The 23,698-nt window shown below is 56.8% G+C and carries 18 protein-coding genes; 9 read left to right on the forward strand and 9 right to left on the reverse strand.

Annotated features, from left to right (window positions below; all coding sequences use genetic code 11):
* Positions 1-281 precede the first annotated feature (281 nt).
* From carA to kefC, 4 genes are all read left to right on the forward strand, one after another.
* A complete protein-coding gene (carA, locus tag AC1RKC_RS17840) occupies positions 282-1,430 on the forward strand; it encodes a glutamine-hydrolyzing carbamoyl-phosphate synthase small subunit (RefSeq protein ID WP_071844605.1) in 1,149 nt (382 codons plus the stop codon).
* A 16-nt stretch (positions 1,431-1,446) separates the two neighbouring features.
* On the forward strand, positions 1,447-4,671 hold the full coding sequence (gene carB, locus AC1RKC_RS17845; RefSeq protein ID WP_115060124.1) for a carbamoyl-phosphate synthase large subunit: 3,225 nt from the start codon (positions 1,447-1,449) through the stop codon (positions 4,669-4,671).
* Positions 4,672-4,855: 184 nt separating this feature from the next.
* The gene (gene kefF / locus AC1RKC_RS17850; protein ID WP_020825168.1) at positions 4,856-5,413 is read left to right on the forward strand and encodes a glutathione-regulated potassium-efflux system oxidoreductase KefF; all 558 of its coding nucleotides are present in this window, start codon (positions 4,856-4,858) and stop codon (positions 5,411-5,413) included.
* Positions 5,406-7,259 carry a glutathione-regulated potassium-efflux system protein KefC gene (gene kefC, locus AC1RKC_RS17855; RefSeq protein ID WP_493092657.1) on the forward strand — a complete coding sequence of 618 codons (1,854 nt, stop codon included), beginning with the start codon at positions 5,406-5,408 and terminating at the stop codon, positions 7,257-7,259. The genes kefF and kefC overlap by 8 nt, the downstream gene beginning before the upstream one ends.
* Positions 7,260-7,302: 43 nt before the next feature.
* Here the strand turns inward: kefC and AC1RKC_RS17860 are convergent, their stop codons facing one another.
* Positions 7,303-7,917 (reverse strand): LysE family translocator, encoded by a 615-nt coding sequence (locus AC1RKC_RS17860; protein ID WP_493092658.1) that lies wholly within the window; start codon positions 7,915-7,917, stop codon positions 7,303-7,305.
* A gap of 129 nt (positions 7,918-8,046) precedes the next feature.
* Here AC1RKC_RS17860 and AC1RKC_RS17865 point away from each other — a divergent pair, with 129 nt between their 5' ends.
* The 4 genes from AC1RKC_RS17865 to AC1RKC_RS17880 all read left to right on the forward strand — a co-directional run bounded on the left by AC1RKC_RS17865 (position 8,047) and on the right by AC1RKC_RS17880 (position 12,017).
* Positions 8,047-8,847 (forward strand): threonine/serine exporter family protein, encoded by an 801-nt coding sequence (locus AC1RKC_RS17865; protein ID WP_020825171.1) that lies wholly within the window; start codon positions 8,047-8,049, stop codon positions 8,845-8,847.
* Complete coding sequence (locus AC1RKC_RS17870) at positions 8,844-9,308, forward strand: threonine/serine exporter (protein ID WP_020825172.1); 465 nt, start codon at positions 8,844-8,846, stop codon at positions 9,306-9,308. Before AC1RKC_RS17865 ends, AC1RKC_RS17870 begins: the two co-directional genes overlap by 4 nt.
* Positions 9,309-9,450: 142 nt before the next feature.
* Positions 9,451-9,933: a type 3 dihydrofolate reductase gene (gene folA, locus AC1RKC_RS17875; RefSeq protein WP_020825173.1), complete on the forward strand. Its 483-nt coding sequence runs from the start codon at positions 9,451-9,453 to the stop codon at positions 9,931-9,933.
* A gap of 194 nt (positions 9,934-10,127) precedes the next feature.
* A complete protein-coding gene (locus AC1RKC_RS17880) occupies positions 10,128-12,017 on the forward strand; it encodes a PhoX family protein (protein ID WP_493092659.1) in 1,890 nt (629 codons plus the stop codon).
* 39 nt (positions 12,018-12,056) lie between these two features.
* Here AC1RKC_RS17880 and apaH read toward each other — a convergent pair whose 3' ends face one another.
* From apaH to lptD, 6 genes are all read right to left on the reverse strand, one after another.
* Positions 12,057-12,908, reverse strand: coding sequence for a bis(5'-nucleosyl)-tetraphosphatase (symmetrical) ApaH (apaH, locus tag AC1RKC_RS17885; RefSeq protein ID WP_493092660.1), 852 nt, complete (start codon positions 12,906-12,908; stop codon positions 12,057-12,059).
* Positions 12,909-12,910: 2 nt separating this feature from the next.
* Entirely contained in the window at positions 12,911-13,288 is a 378-nt protein-coding gene (gene apaG / locus AC1RKC_RS17890) for a Co2+/Mg2+ efflux protein ApaG (RefSeq protein ID WP_012005174.1), read from the reverse strand.
* Between the two features lie 12 nt (positions 13,289-13,300).
* The gene (gene rsmA / locus AC1RKC_RS17895; protein WP_493092661.1) at positions 13,301-14,119 is read right to left on the reverse strand and encodes a 16S rRNA (adenine(1518)-N(6)/adenine(1519)-N(6))-dimethyltransferase RsmA; all 819 of its coding nucleotides are present in this window, start codon (positions 14,117-14,119) and stop codon (positions 13,301-13,303) included.
* Positions 14,112-15,104, reverse strand: a complete 993-nt coding sequence (gene pdxA, locus AC1RKC_RS17900) for a 4-hydroxythreonine-4-phosphate dehydrogenase PdxA (protein ID WP_046374537.1) — start codon at positions 15,102-15,104, stop codon at positions 14,112-14,114. Before pdxA ends, rsmA begins: the two co-directional genes overlap by 8 nt.
* Positions 15,091-16,389 carry a peptidylprolyl isomerase SurA gene (surA, locus tag AC1RKC_RS17905; protein ID WP_041414190.1) on the reverse strand — a complete coding sequence of 433 codons (1,299 nt, stop codon included), beginning with the start codon at positions 16,387-16,389 and terminating at the stop codon, positions 15,091-15,093. The genes pdxA and surA overlap by 14 nt, the downstream gene beginning before the upstream one ends.
* A 65-nt stretch (positions 16,390-16,454) precedes the next feature.
* The gene (gene lptD / locus AC1RKC_RS17910) at positions 16,455-18,818 is read right to left on the reverse strand and encodes an LPS assembly protein LptD (RefSeq protein WP_493092662.1); all 2,364 of its coding nucleotides are present in this window, start codon (positions 18,816-18,818) and stop codon (positions 16,455-16,457) included.
* Positions 18,819-19,046: 228 nt separating this feature from the next.
* Between lptD and djlA the strand changes: the two genes are divergently transcribed.
* A complete protein-coding gene (djlA, locus tag AC1RKC_RS17915) occupies positions 19,047-19,868 on the forward strand; it encodes a co-chaperone DjlA (protein ID WP_020825180.1) in 822 nt (273 codons plus the stop codon).
* Positions 19,869-19,913: 45 nt separating this feature from the next.
* Here djlA and rluA read toward each other — a convergent pair whose 3' ends face one another.
* Both rluA and rapA read right to left on the reverse strand, forming a co-directional pair.
* Positions 19,914-20,564 (reverse strand): bifunctional tRNA pseudouridine(32) synthase/23S rRNA pseudouridine(746) synthase RluA, encoded by a 651-nt coding sequence (rluA, locus tag AC1RKC_RS17920; RefSeq protein ID WP_046374535.1) that lies wholly within the window; start codon positions 20,562-20,564, stop codon positions 19,914-19,916.
* Between the two features lie 56 nt (positions 20,565-20,620).
* The gene (gene rapA, locus AC1RKC_RS17925) at positions 20,621-23,527 is read right to left on the reverse strand and encodes an RNA polymerase-associated protein RapA (protein WP_129941542.1); all 2,907 of its coding nucleotides are present in this window, start codon (positions 23,525-23,527) and stop codon (positions 20,621-20,623) included.
* Between the last annotated feature and the right edge of the window lie 171 nt (positions 23,528-23,698).

The raw sequence follows: 23,698 nt of genomic DNA on the forward strand, positions 1-23,698 counted from the left end.
GGAAAAGTGCCCAGGGAATTGTGATTTTCTGTCTTTAGAGCTCGCAACCGTTTACTCACCCGAGTTTAGACGTGTTTTTATGGCTACTGACCCCATTAAACGCCGAGAAGTGCAAAAATAAGAGAAAAAATGGCGCTTTGGGTAGACAAGCGGAGCACTCATCATTAAAATGCGCCCAATTTGCCAAAAATTGACCTTGAGGGCGGTTTTTGCATTGATTTAGATCGTGATATCTGAATTAATATGCAAATATTGTGATTGATTATTCCTTGGAGGGTGTTTTGATTAAGTCAGCGCTATTGGTTCTCGAAGACGGAACCCAATTCCACGGTCGGGCCATCGGGGCAGAGGGTACGGCAGTGGGGGAAGTGGTCTTCAATACGTCGATGACCGGTTATCAAGAAATCCTCACTGATCCTTCCTACTCCCGCCAGATCGTTACTCTTACTTATCCTCATATCGGCAATGTCGGCACCAATGCTTCCGACGAAGAATCCTCCGCTGTACACGCCCAAGGCCTCGTCATTCGCGACCTCCCACTGATTGCCAGCAACTATCGCAACGAAGAAGGCCTGTCTGACTACCTGAAGCGTCACAACATCGTGGCGATTGCCGATATCGATACCCGCAAGCTGACCCGCCTGCTGCGCGAGAAAGGGGCACAGAACGGCTGCATCATCGCCGCCGACACGCCGGATGCCGCCTTGGCGTTAGCGAAGGCCAAAGCCTTCCCGGGCCTGAAAGGCATGGATCTGGCGAAAGAAGTTACCACCCAGGAAGCCTACAGCTGGCAGCAGGGCAGTTGGACGCTTGAAGGCGACCTGCCGGAAGCCAAACCGGCCTCTGAGCTGCCGTTCCACGTGGTGGCCTATGACTACGGCGCCAAGCGCAACATTCTGCGTATGCTGGTGGATCGCGGCTGCCGCCTGACGGTGGTGCCGGCACAGACCCCGGCGGATGAAGTCTTGAAGATGGATCCGGACGGTATTTTCCTGTCCAACGGCCCGGGTGACCCGGAGCCATGCGATTACGCCATCGCCGCCATCAAGCAGTTCCTGACAACCGATATCCCGGTGTTTGGCATCTGCCTCGGCCATCAGTTGCTGGCTCTGGCCAGCGGTGCAAAAACCGTGAAGATGAAGCTTGGCCACCACGGCGGCAACCACCCGGTAAAAGATCTGGATAACGACTGCGTCATGATCACCGCGCAGAACCATGGTTTTGCGGTAGACGAAAACAACCTGCCGGCCGAACTGCGCGTCACGCACAAATCCTTGTTTGACCACACGGTGCAGGGCATTCACCGCACCGATAAAGCAGCGTTCAGCTTCCAGGGCCACCCTGAAGCCAGCCCGGGCCCACACGACGCCGCGCCGCTGTTCGATCACTTTATCGAACTGATTGAGACTTACCGTTCTAACGCCAAATAATCAGGAGCAGTAAAAAATGCCAAAACGTACAGACATAAAAAGCATCCTGATCCTCGGCGCTGGCCCGATTGTTATCGGCCAGGCGTGTGAGTTCGACTACTCGGGTGCCCAGGCGTGTAAAGCGCTGCGCGAAGAGGGTTACCGCGTTATTCTGGTCAACTCCAACCCGGCCACCATCATGACCGACCCGGAAATGGCGGATGCGACCTACATCGAGCCAATCCACTGGGAAGTGGTGCGTAAAATCATCGAAAAAGAGCGTCCGGATGCCGTGCTGCCGACCATGGGCGGCCAGACCGCACTGAACTGCGCGCTGGAGCTGGAACGTCAGGGCGTGCTGGCCGAGTTCGGCGTGACCATGATTGGCGCTACCGCTGACGCGATCGACAAAGCAGAAGACCGTCGTCGCTTCGACGTGGCGATGAAAAAAATCGGCCTGGACACCGCGCGCTCCGGTATTGCGCACAATATGGAAGAAGCGCTGGCGGTGGCCGCTGACGTCGGCTTCCCGTGCATTATCCGTCCTTCCTTTACCATGGGTGGCACCGGTGGCGGCATCGCTTACAATCGCGAAGAGTTCGAAGAGATCTGCGAGCGTGGTCTGGACCTGTCTCCAACCAAAGAGCTGTTGATTGACGAGTCGCTGATCGGCTGGAAAGAGTACGAGATGGAGGTGGTGCGCGATAAGAACGATAACTGCATCATCGTCTGTTCGATCGAAAACTTCGATGCCATGGGTATCCATACCGGCGACTCCATCACCGTAGCACCGGCGCAAACCCTGACCGACAAAGAATACCAAATCATGCGTAACGCCTCGATGGCGGTACTGCGTGAAATCGGCGTGGAAACCGGTGGTTCCAACGTGCAGTTCTCGGTTAACCCGAAAACCGGCCGTTTGATCGTCATCGAAATGAACCCGCGCGTATCCCGCTCTTCGGCGCTGGCATCTAAAGCCACTGGCTTCCCGATTGCCAAAATCGCCGCCAAACTGGCGGTGGGTTACACCCTCGATGAGCTGATGAACGACATCACCGGTGGCCGTACGCCGGCGTCGTTTGAACCGTCCATCGACTACGTCGTGACCAAGATCCCTCGATTCAACTTCGAGAAATTTGCTGGTGCCAATGACCGTCTGACTACCCAGATGAAATCCGTCGGCGAAGTGATGGCGATTGGCCGTACCCAGCAAGAGTCACTGCAGAAAGCATTGCGCGGGCTGGAAGTGGGCGCCACCGGTTTTGACCCTAAAGTGAGCCTGGATGACCCGGAAGCACTGACCAAAATCCGTCGTGAGCTGAAAGACGCCGGTTCTGACCGCATCTGGTACATCGCTGACGCCTTCCGCGCCGGCCTGTCCGTTGACGGCGTCTTCAACCTGACCAACGTAGACCGCTGGTTCCTGGTGCAGATTGAAGAGCTGGTGCGTCTGGAAGAGCAGGTTGCCGCTACCGGCATCAACGGCCTGACGAAAGAGTTCCTGCGCACCCTGAAGCGCAAAGGCTTCGCCGATGCGCGTCTGGCCACCTTGGCCGGCGTCGCCGAAAGCGAAATCCGCAAGCTGCGTCATGGCTATGGCCTGCACCCGGTTTACAAGCGTGTGGATACCTGCGCGGCGGAATTCGCCACCGACACCGCTTACATGTACTCCACCTATGAGGAAGAGTGCGAGTCCAACCCGACCAACGACCGTCCGAAAGTGATGGTGCTGGGCGGCGGGCCAAACCGTATCGGCCAGGGTATCGAATTCGACTACTGTTGCGTGCACGCCTCGCTGGCGCTGCGCGAAGACGGTTACGAGACCATCATGGTCAACTGTAACCCAGAAACCGTGTCTACTGACTACGACACCTCCGACCGTCTGTACTTCGAGCCGGTAACGTTGGAAGACGTGCTGGAAATCGTGCGCATCGAGAAGCCGAAAGGCGTTATCGTGCAATACGGTGGCCAGACGCCGCTGAAATTGGCGCGCGAGCTGGAAGCCGCAGGCGTACCTATTATCGGCACCAGCCCGGACGCGATTGACCGCGCCGAGGACCGTGAGCGTTTCCAGCAGGCGGTACACCGTCTGGGCCTGAAACAGCCGGCCAACGCCACCGTGGCAACCATTGAGCAGGCGGTAGAGAAAGCGGCCGGGATCGGTTACCCGCTGGTGGTACGTCCTTCTTATGTGCTGGGCGGTCGGGCGATGGAAATCGTTTACGACGAAATCGACCTGCGCCGTTACTTCCAAAACGCAGTCAGCGTCTCCAACGACGCCCCGGTGCTGCTGGACCGCTTCCTGGATGACGCGGTAGAAGTCGACGTCGACGCCATCTGCGACGGCGAACGAGTGCTGATCGGTGGCATCATGGAACACATCGAACAGGCGGGCGTGCACTCCGGTGACTCGGCTTGTTCACTGCCGGCCTACACCCTGAGCAAGGAAATTCAGGACGTGATGCGTCAGCAGGTTGAGAAACTGGCGTTTGAGCTGCAGGTGCGCGGTTTGATGAACGTGCAGTTTGCCGTGAAGAACAATGAAGTTTACCTGATTGAAGTCAACCCACGCGCCGCGCGTACCGTGCCGTTTGTTTCCAAGGCCACCGGCGTCCCGTTGGCCAAAGTGGCTGCGCGCGTGATGGCAGGCAAAACCCTGGCTGAGCAGGGCGTGACGGAAGAAGTCATCCCGCCTTACTACTCGGTAAAAGAAGTGGTGCTGCCGTTCAACAAGTTCCCAGGCGTCGACCCGATTTTAGGGCCGGAAATGCGCTCTACCGGGGAAGTGATGGGCGTGGGCCGTACCTTCGCCGAGGCCTTCTCCAAGGCGATGCTCGGCAGCCAGTCAGGCATGAAAAAACAGGGCCGTGCGCTGCTGTCGGTGCGTGAAGGCGATAAAGCCCGGGTAGTAGATCTGGCGGCAAGCCTGCTGAAACAGGGCTTCGAGCTGGATGCCACTCACGGTACCGCCGTGGTGCTGGGCGAAGCGGGGATTAACCCACGCCTGGTCAACAAGGTGCATGAAGGCCGTCCGCACATTCAGGACCGTATCAAGAATGGCGAATACACCTACATCGTCAACACCACCGCCGGTCGCCAGGCGATTGAGGACTCCAAGCTGATCCGTCGTAGCGCATTGCAGTACAAGGTGCATTACGATACGACCCTGAACGGCGGCTTTGCCACCGCGATGGCGCTAAAAGCGGATCCGACCGAACAGGTGACTTCGGTGCAGGAGTTGCACGCGCGTATCACCAAGTAATTCGATGATGCCGTAAAAGCCAGGGCGCTGCAGTTCATTGCAGCGCCCTTATTTTTTTAACTTGTTCAGTGAATTTGTTGTCGTGAATTAGAAATTTCCGCTATCAATCATTCAGCAAACTGTCACCCTGTGTGATTGGTATATGCTTGATGTATTGGCATGGAACGAAGGAACGACGACAACAATGATTCTGATTATTTACGCCCATCCCTATCCCCGGCATTCGCATGCCAATCACCGCCTGCTGCAGGCCGTGAAGGATATTCCCGAGGTGGAGGTACGCTCGCTGTATGAGCTGTATCCCGACTTCAATATCGATATCAATGCCGAACAGCGGGCACTGGAGCGCGCCGATCTGGTGGTGCTGCAACATCCGATGCAATGGTACAGCCAACCGCCGCTGCTGAAATTGTGGATCGATAAGGTGCTGGAGCACGGCTGGGCCTATGGTCATGAAGGCAATGCCCTGGTGGGCAAAGATGTGCTGTGGGCAGTGACCAGCGGTGGCGATGAACACCATTTCGAGCTGGGCGATTACCCGAACTTCGCGGCTCTCGGGCAGCCGCTGCAAGCGACGGCGCTGTACTGCGGTATGCATTGGCAACCGTATTTTGCCGTGCATAACACCTTTACCTGTAATGAACCGGCGCTGATTGCTGCAGGGGAAGCCTACCGTCAACGGCTGGTAGCCTATCTGATGGAACACGGTGAACCCGCCGAGCAGGGAGTTGAGCATGGATAATCACCAGATGATGATTGAGGGGCTGATCTATTTGGGATCGGCCGCGTTGTTTGTGCCGATTGCGGTGCGGCTCGGGCTGGGCTCGGTGTTGGGCTACCTGATTGCCGGCTGCATTATTGGCCCCTGGGGGCTGAAGCTGGTCTCCGATGCCGAATCGATCCTCACCTTTGCCGAAATCGGCGTGGTGCTGATGCTGTTTATCATCGGCCTGGAGTTGGATCCGAAACGGCTGTGGACGCTGCGCGCCTCGGTATTTGGCGGTGGCATTATTCAGATGGCAGCATGCGGATTGGCGCTGAGCGCCTTTTGCTACTTCCTCGGATTGAACTGGAAGGTGGCGCTGCTGATTGGCCTGACGCTGGCGTTGTCATCCACCGCCATCGCCATGCAGGCCATGAGCGAACGTAACCTGACGCCGTCGCCGATTGGTCGCAGTGCGTTTGCGGCACTGCTGTTCCAGGATATCGCAGCGATCCCCCTGGTAGCGATGATCCCACTGCTGGCCAGCAGCGGTGCTACTACTACGTTAGCGGCGTTTTCCCTGTCAGCGGCCAAAGTGGTGGGTGCGCTGGCAATAGTGGTACTGCTGGGACGCTATGTGACCCGGCCGCTGCTGCATTTTGTCGCGCGATCGGGCATGCGTGAGGTTTTCAGCGCCGTGGCGCTGTTCCTGGTGTTCGGCTTTGGCATTCTGCTGGAAATGGCCGGGCTGTCGATGGCGATGGGCGCCTTCCTCGCCGGGGTGCTGCTGGCGAGCTCTGAATACCGCCATGCGCTGGAAAGCGATATTCAGCCGTTCAAGGGGCTGCTGCTCGGGCTGTTCTTTATCGGCGTTGGCATGTCGATCGACTTCGGTACCTTGTTTCATCACCCGCTGCTGATCGTCTCACTGCTGCTGGGCTTTATGCTGATCAAGGCGGCGCTGCTGTGGCTGATTGGCCCCTGGCTTGGGGTACCGAAGCGTCAACGCGGCATGTTCGCGATCCTGCTGGGTCAGGGCAGTGAGTTTGCCTTCGTGATCTTCGGCGCCGCTCAACTGGCCGGAGTATTGCCGCCAGACTGGGCCAAATCGTTGACGCTGGCGGTTGCCCTGTCGATGGCGGCGACGCCGCTGCTGCTGGTAGTGGCAACACGGCTCGAGAAAAATACGCCGAAAGACGAACGCCCGGCGGATGTGATTGATGAAGAGAACGCCAGCGTGATCATCGCCGGGTTTGGTCGTTTCGGTCAGATAGCCGGCCGTTTACTGCTGGCCAATGGCGTACATACCGTGGTGTTGGATCACGATCCTGACCATATTGAAACGCTGCGCAAGTTCGATACCAAGGTGTTTTATGGTGATGCCACCCGCGCCGATCTGCTGGAGGCCGCTGGTGCCGAGCACGCCAAGGTGTTGATCAACGCCATCGACGACGTGGAGGCTAACCTGCAACTGACCGAGTTGGCCAAACGGCACTTCCCGCACCTAAAAGTGGTAGCACGCGCGCGTGATGTCGATCACTGGTATCAGCTGCGTCAGTTAGGCGTGGAAAAGCCGGAGCGTGAAACTTTTGAAAGTTCGTTGCGCATTGGTCGTGAGACGCTGGAGTTGCTGGGGCTGGACGCCTACGAGGCGCGGGAAAAAGCGGATACTTTCCGCCGCTATAACCTGAAAATGCTGGAAGACACGCTGGATAATTATCAGGATACCGAATTCCGCGTTGCCAGCCTGCAGCGGGCGAAAGAAATGCTCAGCGCGGCCATCGAACAGGATCAGGATCGGTTGGCGCGAGTACCGCAGAGTGGGTGGCGTGGCAGTATTGATGGCAAAGCGCCGGAAGATGAGGTGGTGGAAGCCAAGGGATAAGCCTAATGGGCGCAGCCGTCGGGCTGCGCCCACGATGGCCGAATTAACTCAGCGCCACCTTGATACCCAGAGCAATCAGCATCCCGCCCAGCAGCTTATCCACCACCTTTTGCGTTTTCTCCAGGCCACGACGCACCGGTCCGCTTTGGATCAGGAACACCAGAACCGGCCACCAGAGAGCAGACAGGCCAAGGATAATCCCCGCATACCACAGTTTTTCGCCCAACCCTGAGTCGATTTGCAGCACCTGGGTGAATACCGCCAGGAAGAACAGCGTAGCTTTTGGGTTGAGCAAATTGCACAGATAGCCCTGTACAAAGGCACTTTTCAGGCTTGTTTGCTGTGGCGGCAGGTTACTGACGTTCATCTTGCTGCCGCTGCGCGACAGCAGTGCCTGAATGCCGACCCAAATCAGGTAGACCGCACCGGCGTATTTCAGCACGTTGAACAGCCATGGCGTGGTGGTGATCACGACCGCCAGCCCGGCGACGCAGTAAGACATGTGAGTGGCGACGCCGCAGATCACGCCGAAAGCCGTCATCATCGCGCCCAGACGCGGGTAGCGGGCGGCGTTCTTGATCACCAGGAAAAAGTCCGGGCCGGGTGACAGCATGCCCAAGGTGGCGATACCAGCAACGAACAGCGAAGTTTCAAGCATGATTTGACTCTCTGCACAAAAGGCGTAATGGAGGCGATAATAACGCCACGTCCCCTGATACGCATCAACCAAATGAGGTAATGTTTGGCAATATGATGAATATTCACTCAGGGATCTCGACGGGGCCTCATGTATCAGACAACCCATATAGACCAGCCGGAAGCGCAGCGACAGCAGCGTGAAATTACCCGCCTGTGCATTCAGTGCGCTTTACTGTTGCTGCAGCACGGTGCAGAGAGCACGGTGGTGGAGCAGTTATCAACCCGATTGGGGATAGCGCTGGGGATGGACAGCGTTGAAAGTTCGATCTCGGCCAATGCGGTGGTATTGACCACCATCAGCCACGGTGAGTGTCTGACCACCACTCGCAAGAACGTCGATCGCGGCATCAATATGCAGATGGTGACGGAGGTGCAGCACATCGTTATTTTGGCGGAGCATCGGCTGGCGGATGTGCATGACGTTGCCCGGCGCTTCGACAAGATCCGCCCTTTGCGTTATCCACGCTGGCTGGTGGTATTGATGGTGGCGCTGTCATGCGGTTGTTTCAGCGTGCTGAACGGCGGCGATCAAAAGGCCTTTGCCGTTACCTTTATTGCCAGCGGCCTGGCTATGTCGGTGCGTCAGGTGCTGACCGCGCGCCACATGAATCCCTTGATTAACTTTTGCCTGACGGCCTTTGTCGCGACCTCGGTTTCCGGGCTGTTGCTGCGGCTGCCGCTGTTTAACGAAACCTCCACCGTGGCGATGGCCGCCAGCGTATTGCTGCTGGTGCCCGGTTTCCCGCTGATTAACGCGGTGGCCGACATGTTCAAGGGCCACGTCAATACCGGTTTGGCGCGCTGGGCGATGGCCAGTCTGCTGACGCTGGCTACCTGTATCGGCGTGGTGATGGCGATGTCGCTGTGGGATCTGCGGGGGTGGTCATGAGTCTGCTCTGGGCCTTATTGCAGGATATGCTGCTGGCGGCGGTGCCGGCGTTGGGTTTCGCCATGGTGTTCAACGTGCCGCTGCGCGCATTGCGCTATTGTGCGCTGTTGGGGGCGATTGGCCACGGCTCCCGCATGCTGATGATGCATGTGGGGATGAATATTGAATGGTCATCGCTGCTGGCGGCGATCCTGATTGGCATCATCGGTATTTATTGGTCGCGCTGGCTGCTGGCGCATCCGAAGGTGTTTACCGTGGCGGCAGTGATCCCGATGTTCCCCGGTATCTCGGCCTATACCGCGATGATCAGCGTGGTGGAGATTTCGCATCTGGGTTACAGCGAGGCGCTGATGGCCACCATGATGACTAACTTCCTCAAGGCCTGCTTTATCGTGGGGGCATTATCTATTGGGCTGTCATTGCCTGGGCTGTGGTTATACCGCAAACGTCCCGGCGTTTAAGGATCATGGGCCAAAATTGTTGGGCATTAGATATACTGATAAGAGCTATCTTATATATTCATATTGCTTGATTAGCCTATCGACGACCGTTGGGGCTTTACGTATAGTGTGAGCAATTTTGCTGCCTACACAGGGTTTAACAATGATTATCAGCCTGATCGCTGCCTTGGCGGCGGATCGCGTTATTGGCATGGAAAACGCCATGCCTTGGCACCTGCCGGCGGACCTCGCGTGGTTTAAACGTAACACGCTGAATAAACCGGTTATTATGGGCCGTAAAACTTTCGAGTCTATTGGTCGTCCGTTACCGGGCCGCCATAACATCGTGTTGAGCAGCCGTCCTGGCACTGACGCCGGGGTGACCTGGGCGACTTCGCTGGACGAAGCGCTGGCCGCTGCCGGTGATGTGGAAGAAGTGATGGTGATGGGCGGCGGGCGTATTTATACCCAGTTCCTGGCACGCGCTAACCGTATGTACCTGACGCATATCGATGCCGAAGTCGGCGGTGACACCCATTTCCCAGACTATGAGCCGGACGAATGGGAAACCTCGTTCAGCGAGTTCCACGATGCCGATGAGTTGAATTCTCACAGCTATTGTTTCGAGATCCTGGAACGCCGTTAATGACCGGCGATTAACCCTATCCTTCTGAGGGCGCAAGTGATTGCGCCCTTTGTCTTTTTACCACCCACCTCTCCTTGACTTTTCGTTGTAACATTTTCGTCACACTTCCTGATTAGTATGAAGCCCAACTCTGAGCGCCCCGGCAACTCTGGTGAATCTCGATCGCGGCGCCATATTAAAAAGGAAATAAACCTATGACGACCAAAATTGAGCAATTAGATGCCGATCGCCTGACCGATCCCACTCGCCGTAAACTGTTGCTGGGCAGCGCCGGTGCCGTTGGCCTGGCTGGTTTCCTCGGCGGCGGTATTTGGACGGTTTCCGCTCAGGCTCTGGCGGAAGATTTGCCACCGAACAAGCTGCTGGGCTTTAAAGGGATTGCCGCTTCCACCGCTGATGAGGTGGCGATTGCGCCAGGCTATCGCGCCGAGGTGCTGATCTCCTGGGGTGATCCGCTGGTTGAGGGGGCTGCCGCTTTCGACCCACAGGGCAACAACAGCGCTGCCGATCAGGAAAAGCAGTTCGGCGATAATAATGACGGTATGAGCTTCTTCCCGATTGATGACAATCACGGCGTGATGGCCATCAACAACGAATACGTCAACGAGCAATACCTGTTTGCTCACGGCGGTACCAAAGCCACCAGTCTTGAAGACGTGCGCAAGTCACAGGCTGCCCATGGTGTTTCTATCGTGGCGGTCCGCCGAGTGGGTGATAGCCAACGCTGGGAAGTCGAGCGGCCATCGCGTTATAACCGCCGGATCACCGCCAACACCGAGATGCAATTCAGCGGCCCGGCGGCCGGGCATGTGCTGCTGCAAACGGCGGCGGATCCTGGCGGCCGCAAGGTATTGGGTACCTTCGGTAACTGCGCCAACGGGAAAACCCCTTGGGGCACTTACCTGACCTGCGAAGAGAATTTCGATACCTATTTCGGCACTCACCAGGCCGACTACAAGACCACGGCGGACCAAAAGCGCTATACGTTGAAAGTCAGCGAACCTGAACGTAACTGGCCGGATTACGATGAACGCTTTGACGTGGCGAAGAACCCTAATGAATTCAATCGTCATGGCTGGATCGTCGAAATCGACCCGATGAACCCTGGCTCAACGCCAATCAAACATACCGCGCTGGGCCGTTTCAAACATGAAAATGCGGCGGTGACCGTCGCCAAGGATGGTCGCCTGGTGGTCTACATGGGTGACGATGAGCGTGGTGAGCACATCTATAAATACGTATCCAAAGGCGTGGTTGACGTGGCTAACCCGGCCAACAACCGCAGCCTGCTGGACGAAGGCACTTTATATGTGGCGCAGTTTGACGGGGACGCCAACGGCACACCGCTGAAAGGTACCGGGCGCTGGATAGCGCTGGAGTTCGGTAAAAATGGCCTGACGCCGGAAAATGGTTTCCGCGATGAGGCGGAAGTGTTGATCTTCGCCCGCAAGGCTGCGGCGCAGGTGGGGGCTACCAAAATGGACCGGCCGGAATGGATCGCCGTCAATCCACATGATGGGCGCGCCTATTGCACGCTGACCAACAACAGCAAACGTGGTGAAGAAGGTATGCCGTTGAATGCCGCTAACCCGCGACCGAACAATGTCTACGGCCAAATTATCCGTTGGGATGAAGGCGGTGATGCCACTGCTGCGTCATTCAATTGGGATATTTACGCGCTGTGCGGTAACCCGATTGCCCATCCGGAAGGCGTGAATCGCGGCACACCCAATATCACGGCCGAGAATACTTTCAACAGTCCGGACGGACTGGGCTTTGATAAGACCGGTCGCCTGTGGATCCTCACCGACGGCAAATACAGCAACAAGGGCGACTATGCCGGACAGGGCAACAACCAAATGCTGGTGGGCGATCCGCAAAGTGGCGAAATCCGCCGCTTTATGGTTGGGCCAAAGTCATGCGAACTGACCGGCATTACCTTTACCCCCGATTACAAGACGATGTTCGTCAACGTACAGCACCCGGGTGAAGAAGGTGACTCTCATTTCCCGAACAATAGCCCGCGTCCGCGTTCATCGGTATTGATGATTACGCGTGAAGACGGTGGAGTGATTGGGGCTTAAGAAGAAAACAGCGGGGCGGCATTGGCCGCCCCGACGGGATTATGACGCGGCCTGCTGGTGTACGCTGTCGGACAGATCGCTGCGATGGGCCGGTTGGGTAAAGTACTGCCGGTCTTCCCAACGCAACATGGTCAAATCGCCCCCCCAGCAACAGCCGGTATCCAGGCCAATAATGCCTTCCGGCGTGCCTTTGCCTTCCAGTGATGCCCAGTGACCGAAAACAATGGTGTAATCGGCGTCGACCAATCGTGGCAAATCAAACCAGGGTTTCAGCGGAGCAGGCGCAGTGCCTGGCGCATCTTTGCAGATCATATCGAGTTGGCCGTTCGGGAAGCAGTAACGCATGCGCGTCAGGGCATTGGTGCTGAAACGCAAGCGCGCCAGCCCGCTCAGTTCCGGACTCCAGTTGTTCGGCATGTCACCGTACATGGCGTCGAGGAACAGCGGATAGCTGTCGCTGCTCAGTACGGCTTCCACTTCACGGGCACAGGTTTGCGCAGTTTCAATGTCCCACTGCGGCGTGATGCCGGCATGCGCCATCACCAGCTTGAGTTGCTCATCGACCTGCAGCACCGGTTGGCGGCGCAGCCAGTTGATCAGCTCATCGGCGTCTGGCGCTTCCAGCAACGACGTAATGCGATCTTTGGGTTTATTGCGGCTGATGCCGGCATAAACGGCCAGCAGATGCAGATCGTGATTGCCCAGCACCATGCGTACTGCCGGTCCGAGTGAGCGCACGTAGCGCAGCACGTCTAGTGAACCGGGGCCACGTGCGACCAGATCGCCGGTCAGCCACAGCTGGTCATGTTGGGGATCGAAGGTAACCTGGGCCAATAGCGACTTGAGTTCATCAAAACAGCCATGAACGTCGCCGATAAGATATGTCGACATAATCAGTGAATCAGCGTTGGAATGGCTAAGCGGAACACGGGAATAGCGGTCTGGAACGGCTGACCCTGATGATCAACCATTTCGTAATGGCCTTCCATGGTACCCAGCGGCGTTTCAAGAATGGCGCCACTGGTGTATTGGAATTCGCCCCCGGGCGGAATGAGCGGCTGCTCGCCGACCACGCCTTCGCCCTGAACTTCGGTTTGACGGCCATTGCTGTTGGTGATCAACCAGTAACGGCCGAGCAGCTGCACGTTGAAACGCCCCAAATTGCGAATGGTGATGGTATAAGCGAAGACGTAACGTTCTTCCTCAGGTATCGACTGTGATTCCACATAGACACTTTGTACCTGAATACATACGCGAGGCGAATCAATCATGATCACTACTCCTTATTGCTGCGGCGCGGGATTGGCTGAAAGCCAGTTAGCCAGCTTACAGTATTGCGCCACAGAAATATTTTCTGCTCTAAGTACCGGATCGATACCCAATTCCGTCAGTTGCTCCGGAGTGAACAAATCCCCCAGGCTATTGCGGACAGTTTTCCGGCGCTGGTTGAACGCCTGAGTCGTGATGCGGCTCAGCATGCGCACGTCACCCACCGGATTTGGATTCACCTTGTGCGGTACCAGACGTACCACTGCGGAATCCACTTTCGGCGCCGGAGTGAACGAAGTTGGTGGCACTTCCAGCACCGGAATAACGTTGCAGTAGTACTGCGCCATCACGGTTAAACGCCCGTAGGCTTTGCTGTTAGGGCCAGCAACCAGGCGGTTGACCACCTCTTTTTGCAACATAAAGTGCATGTCACGAATGGCCTGAGTATAGCTGAAAAGGTGGAACATCAGCGGCGTCGAGATGTTGTACGGCAGGTTACCAAATACGCGCAGCGGTTGGCCAGCCTGCTCGGCCATTTCGGCGAAGTTCACCGTCATGGCATCTTGCTGGTGAATGGTCAGCTTGTCTTTCAACTGCGGGTGGTTTGCCAGACGGGCCGCCAGATCGCGGTCCAGCTCAATCACCGTCATGCGGTCCATGCGCGAGCCGACCGGCTCGGTCAGTGCGCCCAGGCCGGGACCGATTTCAACGACCGCTTCGCCCGGCATTGGGTGAATGGCGGAAACAATGCTATCGATGACAAACTGATCGGTTAAAAAGTTCTGTCCAAAGCGTTTGCGGGCAAAGTGCCCTTGGTGGACTTTATTATTCATTACAATTAATTATCATTTTAATGGCGAGATTCAAGGCCGTTTTGAAACTGCCCGCATCGGCGGTGCCGGTGCCGGCCAGTTCCAGAGCGGTACCGTGGTCGACCGAGGTACGGATAAAAGGCAAACCGAGGGTAATGTTTACCGCCCGGCCGAACCCTTGGTATTTTAGCACCGGCAGGCCCTGATCGTGATACATCGCCAGCACCGCATCCGCATGTTGCAGATACTTGGGCTGGAACAGGGTGTCCGCCGGCAGCGGGCCGATCAGATGAATACCTTCAGTCCGCAGCGCGTCTAGCGCCGGGATGATGGTATCTATCTCTTCGCGTCCCATATGGCCGCCTTCTCCCGCATGCGGGTTTAGTCCGCAGACATATATCTGCGGCTGGGCGATGCCAAATTTGGTTTTCAGATCGTTGTCGAGAATGCGGATGACTTCGAACAGGCTTTGGCGAGTGATGGCACCGGGCACTGCCAGCAAAGGCAGGTGGGTGGTTGCCAGCGCTACGCGCAGCTCTTCGGTCGCCAGCATCATTACCACGCGGTCGCAACCGCTGCGATCGGCAAAGAATTCGGTATGGCCGATAAAGGGCACACCGGCGTCGTTGATCACGCCCTTGTTCACCGGACCGGTGATCAGCGCAGCAAACTCGCCGTTCAGGCAACCGTCACAGGCGCGCGCCAGCGTTTCCACCACATAAGCGCTGTTACCGACATTCAGCTCACCAGCCACTACTGGATGAGCAGTCGCAACCGGCAATACCGTCAACGTACCCGCACGCTGTGGCTGAGCGGGGTGCTGTGGCTGATAGGTGCGCAGCTGTAGCGGCAGGTTCAACTGTCGGGCGCGTTCAAGCAACAAGGCCGGATCCGCGCACACCACCAGTTCAACAGGCCAATCCTGTTGCGCCAGCGCTGCCACTAAATCCGGCCCAACCCCGGCAGGCTCGCCGGGGGTGATTACGATACGATTATTGTTGTGCATTACCGTCAAGGATCTTCACGTAAGCCTGAGCACGTTGTTCCTGCATCCAGGTCTGCGCTTCTTCAGCAAACTTGCGGTTGAACAGCATGCGGTAAGCGCGATCTTTTTGCGCCGCATCGGTTTTGTCCACCTGACGCGTATCCAGCAGCTGGATCAGGTGCCAGCCGAAGGAAGAGTGTACCGGTTGGCTGACCTCGCCTTTGCTCAGCTTCATCAACGCGTCGCGGAAGGCCGGATCGTAAATGTCTGGAGAAGCCCAGCCCAGATCGCCGCCCTGCAGTGCAGAACCCGGATCCTGAGAAAGCTGTTTGGCTTCGTCAGCAAACTTGGCGCGACCGCTCTTGATAGCTTCGGCTACCGCCTGCAGCTTGGCACGTGCCTGATCGTCGGTCAGCACCACGGAAGGTTTCAGCAGAATGTGACGAGCATGAACCTCGGTGACAGATACCGACTGGTTGGCGCCACGGATATCATTCACTTTCAGGATGTGGAAGCCGACGCCGGAACGGATTGGCCCAACCACGTCGCCTTTTTTGGCATTAACCAGTCTTTCGGCGAACAGGGTAGGGATCTCCTGCAGCTTGCCCCAGCCCATGTTGCCGCCTTTCAGCGCCTGGGAATCGGCAGAGTAGGAGATGGCCAGCTTGCCGAAGTCGGCGCCGCCGTTGATTTCACCCATCAGCTGTTTAGCCAGGGCTTCAGCATCGTCAACCTGCGCCTGTGTCGGGTTCTCCGGCAGCGGGATCAGGATGTGGCTGATGTTCATTTCGGTATCGCTGCCGTTCTGAGCGCCAACCTGAGTCGCCAGTGAGTCCACTTCCTGAGGCAGGATGGTGACGCGGCGGCGAACTTCGTTGTTACGCACTTCGCTGATCAGCATTTCTTTGCGGATCTGTGAACGGTAAGTGTTGTAGTTCAGACCTTCATACGCCAGACGACTGCGCATCTGATCGATGCTCATTTTGTTCTGTGCGGCGATGTTGCCGATGGCTTTGTCCAGATCGGCATCGGAGACGTTAATCCCCATTTTCTTGGCCATCTGCAGTTGGATGTTATCCATAATCAGACGTTCAAGGATCTGGTGACGCAGGGTCTTGTCATCCGGCAATTGCTGACCGGCCTGCTGCGCATTGAGCTTCACCGACTGCAACAGGGTGTTTACGTCGCTCTCAAGTACCACGCCGTTATCCACGACGGCGGCGACTTTATCCACTTCTTGGGGTGCTGCGAACGCGGTATTGGCACAAACCACCAATCCGAGAATAAGCGTTCTCCAGTTCTTCATACTTTTCCCATTCTGTAATCCGCAAATGCGGGTGAAAGTTCTCGTTTTCAAAGTGTTACAAAGTATCAAAATGCACGCTGGTAAGGCAGTATGCCGGAACGCAACATTTCCGCGGAGCCCAGACTGTGATCGCTGCTCAGGCCACGCAGTTCGATGTTGAATGAAACTTTGTTGTCATAAACGCTGGTATTGTTGCTGTTGTTCCAGTCGGTGATCTTGCGCTCGTAGCCCAAGGTCACTGCCCAGCAGCAGGTGTTGTACTTCAGACCGAGCAACTGATCGGCGGACTGTTGGGCACGGGTGTCGTAGTAATAAGCCCCCACGACGGCCCAGCGATCGGCGATTGGCCAACTGCCGGTGACGCCCACCTGCGAAATACCGTCCTGATAAGCCGGCACCTGTCTGGTGTTCAGTGCCGTCTCAATATACTCCGGCGTAGCGTAACGGTAGTTCAACTGCAATACGCGTTCGGAATCCTGACGGTATTCCACCACGGCGTTACCCAATGAGACGCTATTGAGACGCGTATCATACTGCAGGCCGCCACGCAGGCCCCAATTATCGTCAATCTTCCAATAGGTGTCGCCGGCCCAGGCCAGGCTGCCGGTGTCGTCATTGTTGTCGTAATTCGTCGTTTTGTCGCCGGTACGGGAACGGCTGAAGTAGTAGATTTGACCCACGGAAACGTTAAAACGTTCAACCAGCGCGTCATCATAAATACGCGAGGTCAAACCGGTCGATACGCGGTTCTGTGAGGCAATGCGATCCAGGCCGCTATAGGTGCGGTCGCGGAACAAACCGGAGTAGTCGGTTTGCAGCAGCGTGGTGTCGTAGGTGTAGATGTTACTTTGGTCGCGATAGGGTACATACAGGTACTGTACGCGTGGCTCGAGGGTCTGGGTATAGCCCTCGGACCAGTTCATAGGACGATCGAACACCATCTTGCCGTCAACCTTGAACTGCGGCAACACGCGGTTGGCCGAATCATCAAGATTGGGTGCGTCGCTGCCGGTACGGTTCTTGTAGTTGTTGGCGAAACCGTCAGGAATATCCTGCTGGTAATGGGTCGCCATCAGCTTGGCTTCGGTATTGATACTGCCCCAGCCGTTAGTCAACGGCAGGCTCAGCGTCGGTTCCATATGCAGACGAGTGGCGTCCGGGCTATAGGGGTTGACGCTGATAAACTTGGCGGCCTGACCATAAATGCGGAAATCGAACGGGCCGAGATCCTCTTTATAGTAGTTCAGGTCGAGCTGCGGCTGAACTTTGTAGGAGTCTGAGCTGCTGCGATCGGTATCGTCATAAATCTGGAACTGTTTGGAGCTTAAAGTCGCGTCCCAGTTATCAATGGCGTAGCCGACGCTGAATTTCTGCGTTGCATAACCGTCGGTGGTCGAACCGTATTTGGAATCCAGATCGGTAAAGTATTTGGAGTCGCTGACCTTGGTGTAGTCGACATTGAAACGCCACACCTGATCCATCACGCCGTTGTGGTTCCAGTAGAACAACCAACGCTTACTGTCGTCAGGATTGTCCTTGCTGTATTCCTTGTCGTCCGGCAACCAGTCCAATTCCATCAGGCCCAGACCCGGCTGCACCAGGTAGCGGAATTCGTTCTGTAACTGCAGGCCACGTTTGGACATGTAATGCGGGGTGATAGTGGCGTCGAAGTTCGGCGCAATGTTCCAGTAATACGGCAGCATGAACTCAAAGCCATTGTTGCTGCCATATTTTGCGTTCGGGATCAGGAAGCCGGAACGACGCTTATCACCGACCGGCAATTGCAGGTACGGGCTGTAAAAGACCGGCACGCCGCCAATTTTGAAGCGCGCATTCCAGATTTCAGCGACTTGCTCTTCGCGGTCGTGGATCACTTCGGAACCGACTACGCTCCAGCTGTTATCACCCGGCAAACAGGAGGTAAAGGTCCCGTTTTCCAAAATGGTGTAACGGTTGGCGCCGCGCATCTTCATTTTGTCGGCGTCGCCACGTCCCTGACGACCCACCATTTGGTAGTCGCCTTGATAGACGTCGGTATCTTTATTATTCAGGTTCGACCAGGCTTTCGGGCCTTTCAGCTTGATCTGGTTGTCGCTGTAGTGCACGTCACCCGTAGCGGTCACGGTGCGAACCGGTTCGGCTTGCCCCGCGTCTTGCGTCTGGTTCAGTTCAACCTGTTTGGCGGTCAGGGTGCTGTTACCTTGTTCAATATTCACGTTGCCGGTGAACAGCGCGCTTTTCGGATAGTCCGCGCGTGAATCATCGGCGTGAATGGTGACAGGCAGGCTGTTAGGATCGCCGCTGACCAGCGGTTTGTCATAAACAGGAACGCCAAGCATACATTGCTCGGCCAGGTCAGCCAGCGCGTGCTGACTGTAGAGTGCCGTCCAAATCAGTGTGGCCAGCAGTGTTGGGAAACTTTTTTTCATACGCGGTTTTGGTGTTCCGTCATCAGAGGCGTCATGTCCGGCAAACGGTCAGAGACTATATCACTCATCTGCGTTGCGCTAGTGTTAAATCCGGCCGTTTACTTGCGTCGTCGATAGGCGCAAAGATAAATGACAGGTATGATAATCCAAATCCTGAGAAAAATCGCCTTAACCCTTACCTAAGACGGAAGGGAGCAGTCGGCTTTCGGCATGATAATTGAGGAGTATATGCAGTATTGGGGAAAACTGCTCGGGGTCATCGTGGCCATTTGGGCTGGCGCGGGATTCTGGGGTGTAGTTTTGGGGCTGATTGTCGGTCATATGATCGACTCTGCGCGTAGCAACAAGCGCAGCCGGGGCTTTTTTACCGACCAGCAAACGCGGCAAACGCTGTTTTTCCGCACCACTTTTCAGGTGATGGGTCACCTGACCAAATCAAAAGGGCGCGTTACCGAGGCGGATATTCAGATCGCCAGCCTGTTTATGGATCGTCTGCAACTGCACGGGGAAGCCCGTACCGCGGCGCAGCAGGCGTTTCGTGAAGGCAAACAGAGCCAGTTCCCGCTGAGAGAAACGCTGCAGCAGTTCCGCAGCATCTGCTTTGGCCGTTTTGACCTGATTAGGATGTTTCTGGAAATTCAGATCCAGGCGGCGTTTGCCGACGGGTCACTGCATCCTAACGAACGGCAGGTACTGTATGTGATCGCCGAAGAGCTGGGCATTTCACGTGCGCAGTTCGACCAGTTCCTCAGCATGATGGAGGGCGGACGCCAGTTTGGCGGCGGTCAGCAGGGCGGTTATTCGCAAGGCGGTTACCAACAGGCGCAACGCGGTCCAACGCTGGAGGATGCCTGCAAGGTATTGGGTGTCAGCAGCAGCGACGACGCGACCACCATCAAGCGCGCCTACCGCAAGCTGATGAGCGAGCACCATCCGGATAAGCTGGTAGCGAAAGGTTTGCCGCCGCAAATGATGGAAATGGCCAAGCAGAAAGCGCAGGAAATTCAGGCGGCCTACGACCTGATCAAACGCGAGAAAGGCTTTAAGTAAAAAGAGGTGAGGGCTCGGTATTCTCTGAGCCCCTCTTTATATCGGTCAGAAGTCGGGTTCGACGCGAAAGTGCATCGGCGTCTGGAAAGCCGGATGGGTAATGCGCAACTCCTGTGCATGCAGCTGTAAACGCGGCGCCATGGCTTTGGCTTCTGGCGTGGCGTAGAAACCGTCGCCGAGGATAGGATGCCCCAGCGCCAGCATATGCACGCGCAGCTGGTGCGAGCGGCCAGTGATCGGCATGAGTTTGACCCGCGTGCTGCCGTCGGCGTCGCGTGACAACACCAGATATTCGGTTTGCGCCGCTTTGCCGGTCTCGAAACACACTTTCTGCAGCGGCCGATTCGGCCAGTCGCAAATCAGCGGTAAATCCACCAGACCTTCATCCTGCGCCAGATGCCCCCACACGCGGGCGATGTAGGACTTCTTCGGCTCGCGCTCACGGAACTGGCGCTTGAGTTCACGCTCGGCCGCCTTGTTCAGCGCCACCACAATCACCCCGCTGGTGGCCATATCCAGACGATGCACCGATTCGGCAGCCGGAAAATCCGCCTGAATGCGCGTCATCAGGCTGTCTTTATTTTCCGGCGCGCGGCCCGGGACCGACAGCAGGCCACTTGGCTTGTTGACCACGATAATGTGCTCATCCTGATACAGGATATGCATCGGGCCCTGCGGGGGATTGTAGGGTTCCATTTTGTTGGCTCCGCTGAGAGTAACGGCCAGGGGAACTGCAGTTCCCCTGGTGCGGGTTACTGGTGAGTAACGACCACCAGACGGATTGCATCCAGACGCCATCCTGCTTCATTCAGGTTGAGCAGCACCTGCTTGCGGTTGAACTCCAGCGCTTCTACCTCGTCATCACGAATGTTCGGGTTGACCGCCTTCAGGGCTTCCAGACGTGCTAGCTCGGTGCTCAGCTTGTCATCCGCTTCCTGTTTGGCCTGCTCGATCAGGGCGCGAGCCTGTTCTTCAACCAGGCTTTCCGCCTGTTGCAACATGGCATGCACATCCTGTTGCACCGCATTGACCAGCTTGCTGGAGGTGTGGCGGTTGACCGCGTTCAACTGACGGTTGAAACTTTCGAATTCAACCTGCGCTGCCAGATTGGTACCTTTGCGATCCATCAACATGCGGATTGGCGTTGGCGGCAGGAAGCGAGTCAGCTGCAGATGTTTCGGCGCCTGCGCTTCGACCACATACACCAGCTCGACCAGCAGGGTACCGACCGGCAGAGCCTTGTTTTTCAACAGGGAAACTGCACAGCTGCCGGTGTCGCCGGACAGGATCAAATCCAGGCCGTTGCGGATAATCGGGTGTTCCCAACTGACGAACTGGGCATCCTCACGCGACAGGGCCTGTTCACGATCGAAGGTGACGGTACAGCCGTCCTGCGGCAGACCCGGGAAGTCGGGCACCAGCATGTGGTCGGACGGCGTCAGAACAATCAGGTTGTCGCTGCGATCGTCCTGGTTGATGCCGACGATATCGAACAGGTTCAGCGCGAAGCCCACCAGATTGACGTCGTTGTCCTGATTGGCAATGGCTTCCGCCAGCGCCTGCGCTTTCTCGCCGCCGTTGGAGTGCATTTCCAGCAGGCGGTCACGGCCCTGCTCGAGCTGCATTTTCAGGTGGTCGTGCTGCTGGCGGCAGGCGTGAATGAACTCGTCCAGCCCTTCCTGCTCGGTCGGCGAAGCCAGGAAAGCGATCAGCTGCTCGTAGCCGCTGTCGTAAATGGTACGGCCGGTCGGGCAGGTATGCTCGAAGGCATCGAGCCCTTCGTGGAACCAGCGGCCCAGAACTGCCTGCGCGGTGTTCTCCAGGTACGGCACCATGATTTGAATGTCATGCATCTGGCCGATACGGTCCAGACGGCCAATACGCTGTTCCAGCAGGTCCGGGTTGAACGGCAGGTCGAACATCACCAGGTGGCTGGCGAACTGGAAGTTACGGCCTTCGGAGCCGATCTCGGAACACAACAGCACCTGGGCACCGTCTTCTTCGGAGGCGAAGTAAGCGGCGGCGCGGTCGCGTTCGATAATCGACAGGCCTTCGTGGAACACGGCGGCGCGGATAGCTTCACGTTCCCGTAGCACTTGCTCCAATTGCAGCGCGGTGGCTGCCTTGGCGCAGATCACCAGCACTTTCTCGTGGCGATTGGTCACCAGATAGTTCAGTAACCATTCAACGCGAGGATCGAAGTTCCACCAGGTGGCGTTCTCGCCTTCGAATTCCTGATAGATTTGCTCTGGATAGAGCATGTCGCGTGCGCGCGCCTCAACGGTTTTCTTCGCGCCCATGATGCCGGACACTTTAATGGCGGTCTGGTACTGGGTCGGCAACGGCAGTTTGATCTGGTGCAGGTTGCGGTGTGGGAAGCCTTTGACACCGTTGCGCGTGTTACGGAACAGCACGCGGCTGGTGCCGTGGCGGTCCATCAGCATGGTGACCAGTTCCTGACGCGCCTGCTCGCTGTTTTCACCGTCGCTGTTGGCGGCTTTCAGCAGCGGTTCAATGTCTTGTTCGTCGATCAGCTCGCCGAGCAGGTTCAGCTTGTCGTCGGCCAGGCGCTCACCGCTGAGCAGCAAGGTAACGGCATCGGCCACCGGGCGATATTTTTGCTGTTCGGCAACAAAATCGTGGTAGTCGTGGAAACGGTTCGGATCCAGCAGGCGCAGACGGGCGAAGTGGCTTTGTTGGCCAAGTTGCTCTGGCGTTGCGGTCAGCAGCAGCACGCCGGGAATGTGTTCTGCCAGTTGTTCGATCACCTGGTATTCACGGCTCGGCGCATCTTCGCTCCAGGCCAGATGGTGCGCTTCATCCACCACCAACAGATCCCACTGGGCATCGGCCAGTTCTTCCAGGCGCTGCTTGTTGCGGCGTACGAAGTCCAGCGAGCAGATCACCAGCTGTTCGGTTTCAAACGGGTTGCTGCTGTCGAGTTTGGCCTCTGAGTAACGGCTGTCGTCAAACAGAGAGAAATACAGGTTGAAGCGGCGCATCATTTCGACCAGCCACTGGTGCTGCAGGGTTTCCGGCACCACGATCAATACGCGCTCGGCGCGGCCTGCCAGCAACTGCTGGTGGATAATCATCCCGGCTTCGATGGTTTTACCCAATCCAACTTCGTCCGCCAACAAAACGCGCGGCGCATGACGCTGGCCGACTTCATAGGCGATATGCAACTGGTGCGGGATCAGGCTGGCACGCATGCCACGCAGGCCGGCGAACGGCAGGCGATACTGCTCGCTCTGGTATTTACGCGCGCGGAAACGCAGGGCGAAACGGTCCATACGGTCGATCTGGCCGGCAAACAGGCGGTCCTGCGGCTTGCTGAAGGTCAATTTGCTGTCCAGCAGCACTTCGCGCATCGCCACACCGCTTTCCTGGGTATCCAGGCGGGTGCCGATATAGGTCAGCAGACCGTTATCCTCTTTGACCTCTTCGACCTGCAGCTCCCACCCTTCGTGGTTACTGATGGTGTCGCCCGGGTTGAACATCACGCGGGTGATTGGCGAGTCATTTCTGGCGTAGAGGCGGTTTTCACCGGTTGCGGGGAAAAGCAGGGTAATCATGCGCGCATCCAGCGCCACGACGGTTCCCAGTCCTAATTCGCTTTCCGTATCGCTGATCCAGCGTTGACCAAGTGTAAAAGGCATATATTGTCGGCTCGATTCTTTTAAGTAAGTCTTGTTACCGGGCGGAAAGGGCCGCGGCACCCGTATCAAACGTCTGCTAATCCCGATTTATTTTAATATGGCGGGCAATAGCTATTCATCCCATGCATACATCGTCAGACGACATGGGGGGTGTGTGGGTCCAGAATTTGG

The organism is Serratia sp. GW822-FHT06E05 (assembly GCF_058799445.1).

Coding starts and splice junctions, on each gene's coding strand:
- carB (WP_115060124.1), top strand. CDS start 1,447: ATGCCAAAACGTACAGACATAAAAAGCATCCTGATCCTCGGCGCTGGC.
- kefF (WP_020825168.1), top strand. CDS start 4,856: ATGATTCTGATTATTTACGCCCATCCCTATCCCCGGCATTCGCATGCC.
- kefC (WP_493092657.1), top strand. CDS start 5,406: ATGGATAATCACCAGATGATGATTGAGGGGCTGATCTATTTGGGATCG.
- AC1RKC_RS17860 (WP_493092658.1), bottom strand. CDS start 7,917: ATGCTTGAAACTTCGCTGTTCGTTGCTGGTATCGCCACCTTGGGCATG.
- AC1RKC_RS17865 (WP_020825171.1), top strand. CDS start 8,047: ATGTATCAGACAACCCATATAGACCAGCCGGAAGCGCAGCGACAGCAG.
- AC1RKC_RS17870 (WP_020825172.1), top strand. CDS start 8,844: ATGAGTCTGCTCTGGGCCTTATTGCAGGATATGCTGCTGGCGGCGGTG.
- folA (WP_020825173.1), top strand. CDS start 9,451: ATGATTATCAGCCTGATCGCTGCCTTGGCGGCGGATCGCGTTATTGGC.
- AC1RKC_RS17880 (WP_493092659.1), top strand. CDS start 10,128: ATGACGACCAAAATTGAGCAATTAGATGCCGATCGCCTGACCGATCCC.
- apaH (WP_493092660.1), bottom strand. CDS start 12,908: ATGTCGACATATCTTATCGGCGACGTTCATGGCTGTTTTGATGAACTC.
- apaG (WP_012005174.1), bottom strand. CDS start 13,288: ATGATTGATTCGCCTCGCGTATGTATTCAGGTACAAAGTGTCTATGTG.
- rsmA (WP_493092661.1), bottom strand. CDS start 14,119: ATGAATAATAAAGTCCACCAAGGGCACTTTGCCCGCAAACGCTTTGGA.
- pdxA (WP_046374537.1), bottom strand. CDS start 15,104: ATGCACAACAATAATCGTATCGTAATCACCCCCGGCGAGCCTGCCGGG.
- surA (WP_041414190.1), bottom strand. CDS start 16,389: ATGAAGAACTGGAGAACGCTTATTCTCGGATTGGTGGTTTGTGCCAAT.
- lptD (WP_493092662.1), bottom strand. CDS start 18,818: ATGAAAAAAAGTTTCCCAACACTGCTGGCCACACTGATTTGGACGGCA.
- djlA (WP_020825180.1), top strand. CDS start 19,047: ATGCAGTATTGGGGAAAACTGCTCGGGGTCATCGTGGCCATTTGGGCT.
- rluA (WP_046374535.1), bottom strand. CDS start 20,564: ATGGAACCCTACAATCCCCCGCAGGGCCCGATGCATATCCTGTATCAG.
- rapA (WP_129941542.1), bottom strand. CDS start 23,527: ATGCCTTTTACACTTGGTCAACGCTGGATCAGCGATACGGAAAGCGAA.